Annotated in this window: 14 protein-coding genes; 5 read left to right on the plus strand and 9 right to left on the minus strand. The window is 41.0% G+C overall.

What is annotated here, in order from left to right; genetic code table 11:
• Positions 1–14: 14 nt before the first annotated feature.
• The 5 genes from murN to recJ form a co-directional block, all read right to left on the minus strand.
• The gene (gene murN, locus HT698_RS08970) at positions 15–1,247 is read right to left on the minus strand and encodes a peptidoglycan bridge formation alanyltransferase MurN (RefSeq protein ID WP_173220026.1); all 1,233 of its coding nucleotides are present in this window, start codon (positions 1,245–1,247) and stop codon (positions 15–17) included.
• A 4-nt stretch (positions 1,248–1,251) separates the two neighbouring features.
• On the minus strand, positions 1,252–2,472 hold the full coding sequence (locus tag HT698_RS08975) for an aminoacyltransferase (protein ID WP_050111454.1): 1,221 nt from the start codon (positions 2,470–2,472) through the stop codon (positions 1,252–1,254).
• Between the two features lie 111 nt (positions 2,473–2,583).
• A complete protein-coding gene (locus HT698_RS08980; RefSeq protein ID WP_173220024.1) occupies positions 2,584–3,363 on the minus strand; it encodes an alpha/beta hydrolase family protein in 780 nt (259 codons plus the stop codon).
• A gap of 67 nt (positions 3,364–3,430) precedes the next feature.
• Positions 3,431–5,092 carry a ribonuclease J gene (locus HT698_RS08985; RefSeq protein WP_173220021.1) on the minus strand — a complete coding sequence of 554 codons (1,662 nt, stop codon included), beginning with the start codon at positions 5,090–5,092 and terminating at the stop codon, positions 3,431–3,433.
• 173 nt (positions 5,093–5,265) lie between these two features.
• Positions 5,266–7,488, minus strand: coding sequence for a single-stranded-DNA-specific exonuclease RecJ (gene recJ, locus HT698_RS08990; protein WP_173220018.1), 2,223 nt, complete (start codon positions 7,486–7,488; stop codon positions 5,266–5,268).
• A 176-nt stretch (positions 7,489–7,664) separates the two neighbouring features.
• Between recJ and HT698_RS08995 the strand changes: the two genes are divergently transcribed.
• The 5 genes from HT698_RS08995 to HT698_RS09015 all read left to right on the plus strand — a co-directional run bounded on the left by HT698_RS08995 (position 7,665) and on the right by HT698_RS09015 (position 12,073).
• On the plus strand, positions 7,665–8,423 hold the full coding sequence (locus HT698_RS08995; RefSeq protein WP_173220015.1) for an amino acid ABC transporter ATP-binding protein: 759 nt from the start codon (positions 7,665–7,667) through the stop codon (positions 8,421–8,423).
• Positions 8,424–8,433: 10 nt separating this feature from the next.
• Entirely contained in the window at positions 8,434–9,228 is a 795-nt protein-coding gene (locus tag HT698_RS09000) for a transporter substrate-binding domain-containing protein (protein WP_173220012.1), read from the plus strand.
• 12 nt (positions 9,229–9,240) lie between these two features.
• Entirely contained in the window at positions 9,241–9,918 is a 678-nt protein-coding gene (locus HT698_RS09005; RefSeq protein ID WP_173220009.1) for an amino acid ABC transporter permease, read from the plus strand.
• A 9-nt stretch (positions 9,919–9,927) separates the two neighbouring features.
• Entirely contained in the window at positions 9,928–10,587 is a 660-nt protein-coding gene (locus HT698_RS09010) for an amino acid ABC transporter permease (RefSeq protein WP_033689194.1), read from the plus strand.
• A 295-nt stretch (positions 10,588–10,882) separates the two neighbouring features.
• Complete coding sequence (locus HT698_RS09015) at positions 10,883–12,073, plus strand: ferric reductase-like transmembrane domain-containing protein (protein WP_173220005.1); 1,191 nt, start codon at positions 10,883–10,885, stop codon at positions 12,071–12,073.
• A 318-nt stretch (positions 12,074–12,391) separates the two neighbouring features.
• On the opposite strand, the gene HT698_RS09020 is transcribed toward HT698_RS09015, so the two are convergent.
• The 4 genes from HT698_RS09020 to HT698_RS10415 all read right to left on the minus strand — a co-directional run.
• Positions 12,392–13,273 carry a class II fructose-bisphosphate aldolase gene (locus HT698_RS09020; protein WP_001019001.1) on the minus strand — a complete coding sequence of 294 codons (882 nt, stop codon included), beginning with the start codon at positions 13,271–13,273 and terminating at the stop codon, positions 12,392–12,394.
• A gap of 140 nt (positions 13,274–13,413) precedes the next feature.
• Complete coding sequence (gene vncS, locus HT698_RS09025; RefSeq protein WP_173220002.1) at positions 13,414–14,742, minus strand: sensor histidine kinase VncS; 1,329 nt, start codon at positions 14,740–14,742, stop codon at positions 13,414–13,416.
• Complete coding sequence (vncR, locus tag HT698_RS09030) at positions 14,739–15,395, minus strand: response regulator transcription factor VncR (RefSeq protein ID WP_173219999.1); 657 nt, start codon at positions 15,393–15,395, stop codon at positions 14,739–14,741. The genes vncS and vncR overlap by 4 nt, the downstream gene beginning before the upstream one ends.
• A 164-nt stretch (positions 15,396–15,559) precedes the next feature.
• Positions 15,560–18,355 (minus strand): hypothetical protein (locus HT698_RS10415; protein ID WP_240153251.1); only part of this gene is annotated, 2,796 nt, incomplete at its 5' end.

Below are 18,355 nucleotides of genomic sequence, written 5' to 3' on the forward strand. Positions count from 1 at the left end.
CTGGCTTTTTCATCTTAACGTCCTACTATTTTTTTGAATAACTGAATAGCTTTGTATTTTAAAGGCGATGGATGATAACGGAAAGTACCTGCTTTGCGTACAATATAGCCATTAAAATTCTGTTTAAAACGCAAAACGCCATCACTTCCATCAAAAATCCCTTGAATACCTAGGAAGTTGTATTTAGGTATTCCACGTTTTATGCTTTCCAACATAATATATTTTTGAAGCAGTGCAGGGGCATAGAATTTATTAAACTCAGTGTAGGAACCACTAAAGAGGTAAGTCGTTTCCTGAGGCATATAAACAAATAAACTCCCGGCTAAAACAATATCTTCTTCTCCATATTTTTCAATCAAGTCTCGCGCTTCTGCTTTTCGAACTTCAAACGTTTCAAATTGACTAGAATATTCTCTCAGTTGATTTTGTTTTTTCTCAGAATGAGGATTTTTACTCAAATCAAGTCGCAACTTGTCCAAGATTTCTTCTAGTTTACTTTGTTCACCTTGCAATTTGCTCATATAGTCCGAAAAATTTAAGCTTGCTATGAGAAACTCCGCTTGTTCTCCAAAAGTATCATAAAAATGCTCATAATATTCTAAACTTTTATCACTATATTCTCTACGTTCAGAGGTTTCTTTTGTGATATTCTTAAAAATCGATAGTTCTTCACGTTTTAACTTTTTCAACCGAATGCCAAAGGTTTCAGCCTTTTTCACCAAGGGTTTACCCTTTTTGCTAAAACTTTTAAGCAAACTCTTTTCAGTTAATTCAGTTAAATCTTTATAGTATAACCAATCTGGTTCTCCACCTGGGTAACCTCTTGTCAATCCATCAAATTGATAACCTAAATCAGTTAAACCTTGAATGATACTTTTTTTCTCAGCATCTATTGGATTACCTTGGCTATCAAAAGTTTGATAAGTTTCATAAGGTTTTACAAGCAGCTCTAATACGCCATTTTGCTTGGCATATTCTTTTAACTCCGCATAAAAAACTGGAAGAGCATCTTGTTGGGTATAAATCGGCCCCGAATTGATCTCCATATGCAGACCACCCAGCATGGGCAAGCTATAAACCAGAGCTGCAACTTGAATCTCTCCTCCTTGTTTCAAAGCAAGATAAACAATTCGAGCCCCTCTTTTTTCTAACAAGTCCCCCATCTGAACAGATTGCATAAAGGAACGAGAAGAAACCTGATCAGAATAAGTACGAAACTCTTCTTTCGTGAGTGTAGTTAGTGCCATATACTTACTTTCTATGTTTTTTTCTTAATGTTTTACGGAAATCAAGAGCAAGTCTTAACAGAGGATAGAGAGGATGAGTGGGCATTGTAAATTCACCCAAATATTCTTCAATCGTTGGATTAAATTTTTCCTTAAAATGATAAAGACCACCATTGAGAGAGTTTTCAACACCACCTAAATTTTGCCAGACCATACCTCGCTCAAAGGTATAGCGAGCCGTTTCATACCAAGTTAAAATCGGAGCATTGTAACGTTTAAAAGCATCATCCATACCAGCATATAGATTGACAGAGGTAGTACCAAATTCCAAACTCAAAGTAGCCGCTAAGGGAACTCTCGCTTGACCTGCATCTATATATTCCTGCAGGAAAGTCAATTCCTCTAACAAACGTTCTTTTTCCTTCTTCTGCGCTTCTACTTTTGAAGTGCGAGTCGACTCAGTAAAGGTCTCTTCCAAGGCTCTATTTTTCGCCAACTGTTCTTCTAATTCTTGCGAACGTTTAGAGACATCCAAGGTTGCCAAGGTGATGTAGGCCTTGTCCTTAAAATTATCTAACAATTTTTTATAATAGGCTTCATTCCTCAAATGAATCTCTTTCCGCTTCTCGGTTTTTTTCATCAAAAAGGAAAAAGACTCCAATAATTCAGTTCCGCCAAATTGAATCTCTACCCCCTTATTCCGTGCTGTTCGAATAGCCTGTTTTGTTGATTTAGAAAGTTTATCTTCTTCAAAATTTTCTTTATATATTTTCGCCTGAATACGAGGCTGAATGGTGTCATCCATTTCGGTTGTCCGCCCAGACCACTTCACTCCTAATTGCCCTAAAATCTCAACAATAGAAAGTTTTTCAGGATATTCTGTTTTATCTTGATTAACCAAATGTTGAGATAGACAAATACTTGGATCGAAAGTCACAAAAACCGCTCTCTTACTGCGAGCATAAGACTTAATGGACTGAATGACAAAACTCAAAAGTTCCGTATCCCCATAATCCAATATGGGTCCTCTTGGGACGTAAAACATTTTATAGCCTAGCGGAAGAGCTCTAATCAAAATACTAGCTGTCGCCAGTAATTTTTCTTCCCTGTAAACACCAAACTTCTCATGTTCCCAGTCAGACTTAACTTCCTCCCAAGCACTGCTTTGTAATACATTGCCTAATTCATGGTCTTTGACAAACTGATCATATTCTAATGCGGGAATGCCAATTTGATAACGGTACATTTCCTACTCTCTTTCCTCCAGTATCTTATTACTATTCTACTACTTTCGTTTGAAAAGTCTAGTGAAAACATATTTTATTTTAGTTCTACTCCTCTTATGCTGCAGTTCAAACTAAGTCAATCTCTCTTCTAATTTGAAATCAATTGGCAGAGCTGCTAAGAACCGTTCCAATTGTTTTTCCCAATAATACCACTCGTGAGTTCCAGCACTATGTCTATAGGTCACATCAAATCCCAGTTTTTTGAGATTTTTCACTGCTAGATTATTGGCTTCATACAAGAAATCCTGCTCGCCACACCAAGCCCAAAGCTTGGTCTTTTTGTCCGATTTTTTAGCCAGACTTTCTAGAGAATAGGGGCTAGCTGTCCAATCTTTAATCTCCCCAAACACACCTCTCCAATAAGCCGGTGTTCCCAAATTTTGGCTCTCAGGAGAAAAATCTTGAAAGCTGAGGGCACCTGAAAAACTAGCTGCATGAGAAAAACGATTTGTAGCAAGAGCCAGTTTGAAACAGCCATAGCCTCCCATAGAGAGGCCAGCGATAAAGGTCTTTTCACGCTTACTGGTCATGTTAGGGAAGAAGCGTTTTAGAACCTGTGGCAATTCCACTGCTAGAGCTGTGTAATAGTCAAAACCATACTGGGTATCGGTATACCAACCGTTGCTGGTATTGGGCATAACAACGATGAGGTTGGTTCCTCGAAGCAAGCGTTCTACATTGGTCCGCTTGAGCCAGCTATTATGGTTGCCAGACATCCCGTGCAAGAGGTACAAGACAGGGATATCTTTACAATCTGGTTCTTCCACTCGATTGGCATCGGGGTAGAGGACATTCACTCCCCACTCCATATCCAAGACTTGTGAGTAATACTCGATTTTCATTACTGCCATAATTTTTTCCTTTTATTTTCCGATAAGAAAAGCCGAAACTCGACTTTCTCTCTGTTTATTTCAACAATTATTTTGCTTCCATGACTACTGGTAAAATAGCTGGACGACGCTTGGTCTGGTCAAAGAGATACTTGGTCAGATTATCACGAACCTTCCCTTTAAGATCTGCCCAGTCAAAGTCATCGCCTTGAAGATAGTCTTCTACCGTCTGATTAATCAATTCTGAACTTTCACGGAGAATATCACGACTCTTCTTGAGATAAACAAACCCACGCGTGTGAACACGAGCCTTGGCCACAATTTTCTTCTCACGACGATTAACGGTAATTGCTACGATGAAAATGCCATCCTCTGACAAGACCTTACGGTCACGAAGAACCACATTTCCAACATCACCAATGGCATTCCCGTCAATCAAGACATCTCCTGCCGAAACCGCGCCAGCTGGGACAAAGTCCCCATTCTCATAAGCCATGCTGGTTCCCTTTTTAGGGATGAAAATGCGTTCTGGCAACATTCCAACCGCCATAGCAGCCTTAGCATGGGCATCCAACTCGCGGTATTCCCCTTGAATTGGGAAGAGATACTTAGGTTGCAAGAGATTAATCATCAACTGCAAATCACGCGCATTTCCGTGCCCTGATACATGTAAACTTTGGGTAATCAATTTGACAACCCCTCCTGCCTGATAAATCATATTTTCCACACGCGCAACGAAGGCTTCTTTAGCAATAGACGGAGCCGTAGCAATATAGACCAGGTCCCCATCCTTGATTTCTACATAACGATGGCGACCAATCGACATCTTACGAAGTCCATTGATAGGTTCACCCATACGACCTGTCTCAAGAATAATCAACTCATGGTCTTCAAAGCGAGACATATCTTTCGGCTTAATCAAGAGAATTTCGTTGGCTAAAGACAACTTCTTGAGACGAATCGCTGTGCGGACGATATTTTCAATATCAAATCCTGTCAAGACGATACGTCGACCTGTTTTATCCGCAGCGTCAAAAATCTGCTGGATACGAGAAAGGTTACTGGAAACAGCTGCAACGATGATACGACCTTTCCAGTCAGCAATGGTTTGGGTAATTTCATCTCTAACTTCACTTTCACTAGCCACCTGAATATTGCTGTCCGCATTGGCCGAATCACTGAGGAGAGCCAGGACGCCGTCACGACCGATTTCTGCCAAACGAGCGAAGTCTGTCGCATAGGATTCACTAGCTGTCTGGTCAAATTTGAAGTCACCTGTATAAACGATGCTACCTTCAGCTGTCTTCAAGACAATTCCCAGGCTCTCTGGAACGGAGTAAGTCGTAGGGAAGAAGGAAACCACTGTCCCACCAAAATCAATCTCCGTATCTTCATCAATAACATGAAAATCATTAAATTTCTTGACTGCGTCATTTCCTTTGACAAAGAGTTTTGCCAACTCAATGGTCAACTCAGAGCCAAATACAGGTACCTTGGCTTCAGCCAAGAGATAAGGCAGAGCACCAATAGCATCTGCATGTCCGTGAGTTAAAAATACCCCAGCAATTCGATCTTTATTTTCAAAAAGGTAGTCCATCTTTGGAATCACCACATCGACCCCTAATTGTTCATTTTCGGGATATTTTAACCCTGCATTCAAAACAAAAATGGACTCTCCAATTTCAGCAATGTACATATTTTTCCCATTTTCACGTACACCACCAAGTGTTGTTAAACTAATATTACTCATTTTTCCTCCAAAATCTTAGTTTATCTTGATTATAGGGTTGCTTACCCTCTTATTCTAAAAGCACTATTACTGTTAGCCGAATCTTTTCCTACCATTATACCATTTTTTTGATGATTTTCAAAATGAAGATTTGTTTTCAAAAAAGAGCTGGTTTCCCAACTCTTTCCTATGATCTACTCTTTTTCCATTAAAAAGTCATAAATTTCTTGCACGGTACCCAGCGCCATCATTTCTTGGTCTTTGACGGTTTGTTTGAGATTTTGGTAAATCTGACTTTCTCCGATTTCTCTCTTTGGCGCTTCTTTATTGACTGTCATAACCCCATCTTTGATCGTCACAAAGTCTAGCTCTTCAAATACTTGAATCATCTTGACCAGCAAGATTTGTTGAATATTAAGATAAGCTGCCAAATCCTTCAGTTTATAGCGAATATCAAACTCAGGAAACTGGTAGATAGTCTTGTACAATTTTGCAAACTGTTCTCTGGTCCCATAGCCTGTTAGATAGTAGGCCTTGTCAATATCATTTTTGAAATAGACAGCAGAGAAATTCTGTTCCTGAAAAATGGTCTTCAGCAGGGTAATATCCTCAGGAATGGTTTTTACGACAACAGCTTCACTAGTCGCTATATCTGGCAATTCTCCAGCAAAATCCAAGACTGGAACTCCCTCTGGCAAGACTGCATTCTTCCCACGGATATTAAAAAGTTGAACACCCTCCACACGCGCATCCACCATCATCAACTGGAGGGCAGTTTGACCATTCCATTGGTTGACAGACAATTTGACTGCCAGCTCTAGATTCTTGGTTTGAGCAAATTCTGTTGCCCATCTGCCTTGTCCAAAGGCTACCACTTCAAAACTCGCCTCACCCTTGGAAATTTTCAACTTGAGATGGGCATTACCTGCTCCCATAGTACGGGCACTTTCGACCTGAAAATCCTTGATATAAAAGACAGGTTTCTGATTGTCCATGCCAAAAGGTGCCAAACGTTCAAAGTTCTTGACCGTTTCAAGACTCAAAGTCTCCAAATCCAGCTCTTCATCTAGATTTAACTTATTCTTGCCACCAGCATCTGCGCCTTTTTCACGGATATAATCTTCCAAGACCTGAGATAAATCTGAAAGTTTCTCAACTTCCAGCGTCATACCCGCTGCACCAGCATGGCCACCGAATGCAATGAAGAGGTCGCGATGGGGATCTAGGGCTTCAAAAATATCAACCGCTTCCACACTACGAGCACTTCCCTTGGCACGACCGTCTTCTATATTAAGAACGATGACTGTCTGTCCCAATTCTTCCAACAAACGACCAGCTACGATTCCTAGAACCCCAGGATTCCAGTCTTCCTTGGCCAAGACCTGGACCTTCTTCTCAGGATCCACCATAGTCTTGGCTTCTTCATAGATTGACTGGACGATTTCCTTGCGCTCTTCATTTTTCTGGTGAATCATAAGGGCAATCTCGTGCGCTTCCTCTTCATCAAAGCCAGTCAGCAAATCAATGGCAGGATTGGGATCATCCAAGCGGCCCAAGGCATTCAAACGAGGGGCAATCTGAAAACCAACCGTTTCTTCTGTTACTTCGTTGGCAGCAATCCCAGCCATGTCTAGCATTTCTTGTAGACCAATACGCTGAGTATGACCCAACATTTCCAGACCATATTGAACTAAGATACGATTTTCATCCGTCAGACTCACCATATCTGCAATAGTTCCAATAGCAACCAAATCAAGCAATTCCACTTGTACTTCTTCCAAAAGGGCACAAGCCAGCTTGAAAGCCACTCCACAACCAGCCAAATATTTGAAAGGATAATCCGCATCTGGATGTTCAGGGTGAACGATGGCATAGGCATCTGGTAAGGTTTCAGGCATAGAATGGTGGTCAGTCACAATGACATCGACTCCCATAGACTGGGCCAATTCAATAGCCTCATGACCTGCAACCCCATTGTCCACCGTCACAATCAGGGAAATTCCTTCTTGATCGATAAAATATTTATAAACACTAGCATTTGGACCATAGCCATCAGTAAAACGATTGGGTAGGTAAACACGGCACTCGGCGCCAAGCTGTTCCAAACTTTCCTTCACAATCGAAGCCGAAGTCATACCATCCGCATCATAATCACCGTAAACGAGGATATTTTCCCCTTCTTCAATGGCCTGACGAATCCGTTCCACTGCCTTGTCCATATCATGGAGCAGATAAGGGTCGTGCAAGTCCTCCAAAGAAGGTTCTAAAAACTTCTTCAGACTTTCTTGCTTCTGAATCCCTCTTTCAAATAATAACCGAGCCACCTCAGGACCCAGTCCAGCCTTCTTGGCTATCTTTGTAAAATCCGCATCTTCAACCTGCGGGGCAAACTGCCATTCATAAGTAGGTGTTATCAAAAAGACATCCACTCTTTCTAAGAATTCTATTGCTTCATTATAACACGATTTAGGCTTTTTCTCTATCCTGATTGCTTTCTACAAAAATTTTACTAACTTTTTTCTGATATGATTTGACAAGACAAATCTTTTGGTGTAGAATCGTGTTATAAAATCTAACACAAAGGAGATTCCTTATGGCTTTAGTAGAATTTGAACACGTCGAAAAATATTACGGAGATTACCATGCACTCCGCGACATCAATCTCCGTTTTGAAAAAGGGCAAGTTGTTGTACTCCTAGGCCCTTCTGGTTCTGGTAAGTCCACTCTTATCCGTACCATCAATGGTTTAGAGGCTGTCGACAAGGGAAGTCTTCTAGTCAATGGCCACCAAGTTGCTGGTGCCAGCCAGAAAGATTTAGTGCCTCTTCGCAAGGAAGTCGGCATGGTTTTCCAGCATTTCAACCTCTACCCTCACAAAACAGTGTTAGAAAACGTAACACTCGCACCCATAAAAGTTCTAGGAATTGATAAAAAAGAAGCTGAAAAAACAGCCCAAAAATATCTAGAGTTTGTAAATATGTGGGACAAGAAAGATTCTTATCCAGCCATGCTTTCTGGTGGACAAAAACAACGAATCGCCATTGCTCGTGGACTCGCTATGCATCCTGAACTCCTCCTCTTTGATGAACCAACATCTGCTCTTGACCCTGAAACCATCGGAGACGTTCTGGCTGTTATGCAAAAATTGGCCCGAGATGGTATGAATATGATTGTCGTTACCCATGAAATGGGCTTTGCCCGTGAAGTTGCGGACCGCATCATCTTTATGGCTGACGGAGAAGTTTTGGTGGATACGACAGATGTCGATGACTTTTTCGACAATCCAAGCGAACCTCGTGCCCAACAATTCCTCAGCAAAATCATCAACCACGAAAGTGACAAAGTCAAATAAGGAGACGCCTATGAAAAAGAAATTCTTTTTATCCGCATTATTGATTAGCCTTTTCGGCCTTGCTGCTGCAAAACCAGTTCAGGCTGATACCAGTGTCGCAGACATTCAAAAGAGAGGCGAGCTAGTTGTCGGTGTCAAACAAGACGTTCCCAATTTCGGTTACAAGGATCCCAAGACAGGAACCTATTCTGGTATCGAAACGGACTTGGCCAGGATGGTAGCAGATGAGCTCAAGGTCAAAGTTCGCTACGTGCCTGTTACCGCGCAAACTCGTGGACCTCTCCTAGATAATGAACAGGTTGACATGGACATTGCAACCTTCACCATCACAGACGAACGCAAAAAACTCTACAACTTTACCAGCCCCTACTACACAGACGCTTCTGGATTTTTGGTCAATAAATCTGCCAAAATCAAAAAGATTGAGGACCTAAACGGCAAAACCATCGGAGTTGCCCAAGGTTCCATTACCCAACGCCTGATTACTGAACTGGGTAAAAAGAAAGGCTTGAAGTTTAAATTCGTCGAACTTGGTTCCTACCCAGAATTGATTACTTCCCTTCATGCTCACCGTATTGATGCCTTTTCCGTTGACCGCTCTATCCTGTCTGGCTACATCAGCAAACGCACAGTACTACTAGATGATAGTTTCAAGCCATCTGACTACGGTATTGTTACCAAAAAATCAAATACAGAGCTAAACAATTATCTTGATAACTTGGTCACTAAATGGAGCAAGGATGGCAGTTTACAAAAACTCTATGACCGATACAAGCTCAAACCATCTAGCCATACTGCAGATTAAGGAGGATACCCCATGACAGATTTATCATCTTGGACAGCCTATTTTCAGGATTTTGGACAATTTTTCAATGGATTCCTCTTCACTCTTGCCCTAGCTATCGGCTCCTTTATCCTAGCCATGGTTTTAGGCATCTTCTTCGGAGCCATGTCAACCAGCAAACGTCCAATTTTGCGCATTTTATCTCGCATCTTTGTGGAGTTTTACCAAAACACTCCCCTCTTGGTGCAGTTTGTTATCGTCTTTTATGGTCTACCTCTTATCAGTGACCACACCATCATGATTCCGATTTATTGGACAGCTGTTCTCTGCGTGGGACTCTATCACGGAGCCTATATCGCTGAGGTGATTCGCTCAGGTATTCAGTCTATTCCTAGCGGTCAGATGGAGGCTGCCTTGTCGCAAGGTTTTACCTATATCAGTGCCATGCGTTTGATTATCTTGCCTCAGGCTTTCCGTATCATTCTCCCACCTTTGACTAACCAAATCGTCAACCTCATCAAGAATACCTCGACAGTCGCTATCATCTCTGGAGTGGACTTGATGTTTGTGACTAAGTCTTGGTCAGCCCTTAACGGAAACTACATTCCAGCCTTTCTAGGCGCTGCCCTGCTCTACTTTGCTCTTTGCTTTCCTATTGCCCAGTTTGGTCGCAAGATGGAGCAAGCTAACAAAAAAGCCTATTCACTTTAGGAGGTTACTATGGAATCTATTTTAGAAGTTTTGACCCCAGATAACCTAATCTTTATCTTTAAGGGATTTGGCTTGACCCTCTATATTTCTCTGATTGCCATCGTCCTCTCTACCCTTATCGGTACGGTGCTAGCTGTCATGAGAAATGGGAAAAATCCTGTCTTACGCATTATCTCCAGCATTTACATCGAGTTTGTGCGTAACGTTCCTAACCTCCTCTGGATTTTCACTATCTTTTTAGTTTTTAAGATGAAGTCCACTCCAGCAGGTATTACAGCCTTTACTCTCTTTACATCAGCAGCCTTGGCTGAGATTATCCGAGGTGGTCTCAATGCCGTAGACAAGGGGCAGTACGAAGCAGGAATGTCGCAGGGATTTACCTCAGCCCAAATCCTCTACCACATCATTCTCCCACAAGCCATTCGCAAAATGCTGCCAGCCATCATTTCTCAGTTTGTTACCGTGATTAAGGATACCAGTCTGCTCTACTCTGTTATCGCCCTGCAAGAGCTCTTTGGAGCTAGCCAAATTCTCATGGGCCGTTATTTCGAACCAGAGCAAGTCTTCAGTCTGTATATCCTGATTGCCCTCATCTACTTCAGCTTTAACCTAGCAATCTCTAGTCTGTCTCATATGCTAGCAAAACGCTGGCAACAAGCTGCAGAATAATACTCTTCGAAAATCTCTTCAAACCACGTCAGCTTCACCTTGCCGTATATATGTTACTGACTTCGTCAGTTCTATCCACAACCTCAAAACAGTGTTTTGAGCAGCCTGCGGCTAGCTTCCTAGTTTGCTCTTTGATTTTCATTGAGTATAAACAGCCACTCTCCAGTTCAATTGGAGAGTTTTTTGATGAGAGTAGATATTTATAGAGTTCAATTTGACACCATACTTTTTCTATGATAAAATGTAACAAATTTGTTTACAACAAATCAAAATCTAAATGAAATGGAATTTTTTTATGAAATCACTCAAAGGAATACTCTTTATCATAGCTAGTTTTGCCTTGACTATGTTGACTTGGATGAACACTTCTCCCCAATTCATGATTCCAGGACTAGCTTTAACAAGCCTATCTCTGACTTTTATCCTAGCCACTCGTCTCCCACTACTTGAAAGCTGGTTTCACGGTTTGGAGAAGGTCTACACCGTCCACAAATTCACAGCCTTTCTCTCCATCATCCTACTCATCTTTCATAACTTTAGTATGGGCGGTTTGTGGGGCTCTCGATTAGCTGCTCAGTTTGGAAATCTTGCCATCTATATCTTTGTCAGCATCATCCTTGTCGCCTATTTAGGCAAATACATCCAATACGAAGCTTGGCGATGGATTCACCGTCTGGTTTATCTAGCCTATATTTTTGGACTCTTTCACGTCTACATGATGATGGGCAATCGTCTCCTTACATTTAATCTTCTAAGTTTTCTTGTTGGTAGCTATGCCCTTTTAGGCTTGCTAGCTGGTTTTTATATCATCTTCCTTTATCAAAAGATTTCCTTCCCCTATCTAGGGAAAATTACCAATCTCAAACACTTAAATCACGATACTAGAGAAATTCAAATTCATCTTAGCAGACCTTTCAACTATCAATCAGGACAATTTGCATTTCTAAAGATTTTCCAAGAAGGCTTTGAAAGTGCTCCACATCCCTTTTCTATCTCAGGAGGTCATGGTCAAACCCTTTACTTTACTGTTAAAAATTCAGGTGACCATACCAAGAATATCTATGACAATCTTCAAGTCGGCAGCAAAGTAAGCGTAGATAGAGCTTACGGACACATGATCATAGAAGAAGGACGAGAAAATCAGGTTTGGATTGCTGGAGGCATTGGGATTACCCCCTTCATCTCTTACATCCGGGAACATCCTATCTTAGATAAACAGGTTCACTTCTACTATAACTTCCGTGGAGAGGAAAATGCAGTCTACCTAGATTTACTCCGTAACTATGCTCAGAAAAATCCTAATTTTGAACTCCATCTAGTCGACAGTAGGAAAGACGGCTATCTTAATTTTGACCAAGAAGAAATGCCCGAACAGGCAAGCGTCTATATGTGTGGTCCTCTTTCTATGATGAAGTCACTTGCCAAACAGATTAAGAAACAAAATCCAAAAACAGAGCTTATTTACGAAGGATTCAAGTTCAAATAATTACTCATACTCTCCTGAGAATTCTAGGAGAGTTTTTTATAGCCAGATAAAATAAGACCGGAGCGATGGAATTTTGGCATTCAAATCAATTGATAAGAATGTTTTATAGTGGAATGAAATAGGATACGAACAAATTGATTAGGAAAATCAAATGAATTTACAGAAATCTTTTAGCAGTCATGGCGTCCTATTCCAGTTTCAAAATGTTATAGAAGCAGCATTGTGCTAGTCTAGTTTCAGTTGACTATACCAAAACGGGCAACTTAAAACACAAAAAACCCACCCAATGGGCAGGTTTCATCTGTATTATCAGCTAGATTATGCTTTACCTTCTGAACCGAATACGTCGATACGTTCTTCAACTGATGCTTGGATAGCTTTTACACCGTCAGCCAAGAATTTACGTGGGTCGAAGAGTTTTTTCTTGTCGTATTCTGCTTCGTTTGCTTCGTAGTCACGAGCAAATTTACGAGTTGCGTTAGCGAATGCGATTTGGCATTCAGTGTTAACGTTAACTTTGGCAACACCAAGTTTGATAGCTGCTTGGATTTGCTCATCAGGAATACCTGATCCACCGTGCAATACGATTGGGAATCCTGGAAGAGCTTCAGTCAATTTTTGCAAGTGGTCAAGGTCAAGACCTTCCCAGTTTGCTGGGTATGGACCGTGGATGTTACCGATACCAGCTGCCAAGAAGTCAATACCAGTTTCAACCATTGCTTTAGCATCTTCGATTGGAGCCAATTCACCTTTACCGATGATTCCGTCTTCTTCACCACCGATAGTACCAACTTCAGCTTCTACTGAGATACCTTTAGCGTGTGCTTTTTCAACAACTTCTTTAGCCAATTTAAGGTTTTCTTCAACTGGAAGGTGTGAACCGTCAAACATGATTGAAGTGTAACCAACTTCGATACACTCAAGTGCATCTTCGTAGTGACCGTGGTCAAGGTGGATAGCTACTGGTACAGTGATACCCATTGATTCAACAAGGTTAGCGATCAAGTTGCGAGCAACTTTGTAACCACCCATGTATTTAGCAGCACCCATTGAAGTTTGGATCAAAACTGGAGCTTTTTTAGCTTCTGCTGCGCGCAAGATAGCTTGAGTCCACTCAAGGTTGTTTGTGTTAAATCCACCAACTGCATAACCGTTGTCACGAGCTGCTTGGACAAATTTTTCTGCTGAAACGATTGCCATTTTATCAGGCCTCCTGTATATTTTTATGGGTCATCCCATTTACATTGTTCATTTTATCACTTTTTGACAAAAAAATCTAGTTTTTCCCGTAGTTTCGATTGAATTTCTTCTAGCTTCATCTATGTAAACCCTTTCTATATCTAGTCTTGGGCGACTTTTGGAAAAGCTATAAAGAAGGTTAAACGATTCTCCTTCATCTCAAAACGATAAGCTAATTTTTCATGTTCTAATAGACTCTTGACCACAAAGAGCCCCATCCCAGACCCCTTGGCCTTGCGACTAGCATTGTCAGAAAAAGACTGGGCTAGTTTTTCTTGTTCCTCTGAGCTACAGCTATTTTCGATAAAAAGTTCCCCTTCTCTTTCTCCAATGCCAACCAAGCCGCCTGGAACAGAGTGCTTGATGGCGTTGCTGATGAGATTAGACAGGATCAACTTCATGACAGATGGATTTAGATAAGCCTGCTGATGGGACAAGCTATTATCAATCTGAAGCTCTCTTTCCTTGGCTAGTAAGGCATAATCCTTAACCAGACTTTGCGTCATCTGGTGTAGGTCAATTGTTTCCCTATCATCTCGTAATTCCTGCACAGAAGAGAGGGAAAGTATCTGGAGAACATGGTGATTGAGCTCATCCACAATCCCCAAGGCAACTCCCAGATAGTGATCTCTATCCTTATAACGACCGATGTTTTCTTTCATGTTTTCAATCAGGATTTTCAAACTAGCCAGAGGTGTTTTCAATTCATGAGAAGCCCCTCGTAGGAATTCGACCTTCATCTTTTCCAGCTGGAGAATAGCTTCATTCTTGTCATGCAAGTCCGCAATGACAGTCAAAAGATGCTGGTAGAGGCTATTGATTTGTTCCTTGAGATCACCAATCTCATCCTTAGAATCCACGCGCAATCGCACTTGAGTATCCAGTTCCATCATCCGACGGGTCACCCGCTTGATTTCCAAAATGGGGGCAACAATGGTCCGAGCATAGATGTAGGCCACCAAGAGGGAAATTAGAAAGGATGCCAGCAAGGTATAGGGGAGAAATTGGAGACTGATTTGCTCTGCTTCCTTTTGCAAATCCATGGAAGCAAGAAACTGGAGAGTCATGGTACCACCGTCCTGCGTTGTCACCTCGCGCTCCTCGATAAAGAGGGAGGTAGTCTGGCGGTCTGTGTCCAGAGGAAGATTGTCCTTGACTTCTAACTTGTCCTCGGTCATCTCTCCCTTGACGCCCCCCTTGATATCACTGGTCTGGGAATATAGGTCTAACACTTTCTCTATACTCTGCCTATCCTTTCCTTCGAGTGACCGGGCAATGGCTGTCGCTTTCTGACCAATAGTTTCTTGACGGTGGCTCAGATAAGTCGAAGGAAAAAGAAAATAAATAGCTAAATGAAGGCAGATAACCAGAACACTAAAAATCGAGAAGGTATAGATAAATATCTTTGTAAATAAACCTGTTCGTTTCATTTTCGCTCCAATTTATAACCAACATTGCGCACAGTGAGGATGCAGTCCAGGTCTAGTTTTTTCCGCAATTCCTTGATATAAACATCAATGACACGGTCAAAGGGAACCTCATCTGTCGCTTTCCAGACGGCATCGATTATCTGAGAACGAGTCAAGGCTCGTCCTTCATTTTTAACCAAATAATCAAGAATTTCCAACTCTTTGGCATTGATAGCTACTTCCTCACCTGCTAGGCTGGCACTGTAACTTTCAAAATCCACCTTGGCATCCTTATAAGAGAAAATTCGTCCTGTATCGTAATAGCGCTTGAAAATCGCGTCCACCCTCACTTTTAAGAGGGAGAGGGAGAAGGGCTTTTCCAGATAGCCATCTGCCAGAGAGGCAAAGGCACTCATCTTGTATTCCTCATCCTGAAAGGCTGTTAACATCAAGACAGGGACTTGGCTGCTTTTGCGAATCTCAGCTAGTACTTCCAGACCATTAAGCTTGGGCATCTGAATATCCAGTAAAACCAAGGCTACCTCATAGCTTGAAAATTTTTCTAAGGCTTCTTGACCGTCCGCCGCCTCAATGGTTTCATAGCCACAATCTGTCAAATAGTCACTGATCCCCTCGCGGATCATTTCTTCATCTTCTACAATTAAAATTTTCATACTTTAACTGCTCTCTATTTTTTATTTTTCTTAGAATAACTACCTACTCTATTTTCTATTATAGTCTCTTGCTGGCCTTTTGTCTGTAAACAACTGACCACTAGATAAAACAAAGAGAGCCTATCGCTCTCTCTGCTTGCATTTCACTCCCTGTGGAATGAAGGTTATTTGGTTTTTGAAAATGTTAAGACGTAGTTATAATCTTTCCCATTGTTTTTATAGAGATAGTCTTCTTTAACAGTATAACCACGTTTACGTAATTCCTCTTTCTTGGCATCAACTTGGTTCTTGACTGCTACTTTTACTTCATCATCTGTTGAACCAGCTGCGACTTCAAGAGGAGTTTCATTGATAGCTCCTAGGAAACCTGCAATATCTTTCATTTGATCAAAGTTATAAAAAACATTGACTTTGACCTTTTGAGGAGCTGGCTGTTCTAGACTTCTACGATTTCTGCTAGCGCGTGGTTGAACTGCCGGAGCCATTCTGAACCCTGTAGTTCCTACTGGCTGTGTTTTGGATTCTTTTGTGAATTCTACAACATAATCATAGCTATCTCCACCCTCAACGATTTGATCCAAGTCTGTTGTGGACTTAACTGTAAAGCCTTGTTTTTTCAGTTTCTCAATTTGTGCTTTTGTTTTTTCTACAACAGCTTTTTTAATATCTTCTTTAGTTGCATTACCTGGTAAAGTTAAAAGATTATTTTCTCCTACTTCACCTAATGCTCCAGCTATATCTTTAAGAGCTGTTAAATTATAGTAGATATTTATTTTTTTAGTTTTATTAGATAAATCTCTTTTTACAACTTTTTTAGCTCTAACTTGAACTTTTGGTGCAATTCTGAATGTTGATGTCCCTTGAGTTTCTTTTGAAAATACTACTATATAGTTATAATTTTTCACTTGCGTATTTTCTTCAAAAATTATCTCATTCTTAACATTGTAACCGTGTTTTTTCAAATCAGCTATTTTCGCATCTATTTTTGCTTTTACCAGTTGTTTAGCTTGTTCTTCTGTGGCATTGTTTGGAATTTTTACTGTATTATTTTCCCCTGGATCAGCGAAAAAACCATTTATATCTGGCATCCCAGCAAAATTATAACTAATATTTACTGTACCCTCTTGTTCTCCTGCTGCACGAGCTACTCTTCTTGCTCTTGGTTGATATGAAGGAGCATTTCTGAAACTTGTATTTTCTGTTGTTGGCTGAGTAGTTTCTGAGTTTTCTGTTGTAGTTGCGTTTGCTGAAGTCGCTGGCTGTGTAGCTTCTGTTCCTGCTTCTGGTTGCGTTACTCCTGAAGATACTTCTCCTGAACCATGCCCTATTACCGTACTTCCATTATCAATTGTAGTTCCATCATTACGTCCATTTGATAAGCCATCCTTGTTATAGTTAGGAGATGTAATTTCCTCACCAGGAACTTCTAAAGCGAGAATCTCATTCTGATATTTATCTGTAATCTCTGATGCAGTTTCATCATCTGGCGCTGCTTGGATTTCTGCAATAGCCTTTGTTTTCAACTCTTCTAATTTCGCTTTAAAAGAAGTTTTATCAGATTCATCTGCAACTTTTTCAATCGCAGCTAATTTATCAGCATAAATAGAGTCAATATTTGTCAAATTTTCTTTCTTAGCTTCCTCTAATGCTGTATTCAACTCTTTTTCTTCCTCCGTTGCAGCTGCTGATTCTGTTTCTTTCGATGTTTCTGTTCCAGCTGGTTGTGTAACTGTTGTATCTCCAGCCGAATCTTCTGCTTTCGGAGCTGAAATTCCAGGTTGTTCTGTAGTTTCATCATTTGAAGGAGTAGCGTCTGTTGATGGATTATTTGAAGGGACATTGTCCGTTACTGGAGTTGATTCTGCTTCTTTTGTTTCTGAAGATTCTTCTACTGGTTGACCTTGATTTCCTGAAGTTGTAGCCTCTGACTCTTCAACTTTCGGAGTTTCTGCTTTCTGTTCAGATTCTACATTAGCTCCGTCTGTTTCTTCAGTTCCATTTACTACTTCTTCTCTTTTTGCTTTATCAGAAGTTGATGTTGTTGATTCTGAGTTTCCGTCTCCAGTTGAGGCTTCAGCATTTTGTGAATTTGTTTCTTCTTTATTGCCTTCTGTTACTGAATGTGATGACTCTGAATCGCTTGAATCATTTGTAGCATCTACAGATGGAGTAGTTGAAGTTTCTGACGTTACTTCTGGAGTTTTTTGCTCAGCTTCTTCTGTTTCATCAGAAGTCAACGTTGAAGGAGTTGAATTGCCATCCTCATTTGACTCACTTGTAGATGATACTGAATCTCCAGCTGGTTTGGCAACCTCTGAATCTGGCTCTGTTGATTCTGCTCCCTCATTCGATACTTCTGGAGCTGATGGTTGTTCCTCTACTTTCGGTTCTTTTTCAGATTTACCTTCTTCTCTAGCTGGTTGTGTAGCTGGCGACCCACCTTCAGAAACAGTTGATGGTTCTGTTGAATCCCCTGATTGCTCATCAGCTTCTTTCTCTTCTTTTCCTTCATCTCCTGCTGTTGTTCCCACTTCTTTTGGAGCTGGTTGTTCTTCTTTATTTTCCGGAGTTGTCGGTGCTTCTGTTTTTGGTTCAGATGATTCTGTTGGCTCTTCCACTTTTGTCGCTGGAGTCGCTGGCTTCTCTTCTTTCGGCGCTGGTGTTACCACCTCTGGTGCTGTTTCTTTTGGTGCTACTGGAGCTTCTGTTTCTTCTTTAACTTCTGGGCTTGTCACAGCTGGTGCTTCTGAAGCAGGTTCTTCACCTAATTCTTCCGATCTTTCCACTACTGGTGCTGATACAGGCTGATAGACTGGGCTATAGTTCACAGTCATTTTTTCAACTTTCTCAGTGACATCTGTTAATTCAAAGGTAACAGCTTTTGTTTCTTGGTCTTTCTTGAGCAAGACTTCATAAGTACGAACTTCGCCACTTGCACCGCTTTCTTTGATGACAATCTT

This window comes from Streptococcus sp. 3109, assembly GCF_013276905.1.
In the GTDB taxonomy this organism is placed as follows: Bacteria; Bacillota; Bacilli; order Lactobacillales; family Streptococcaceae; genus Streptococcus.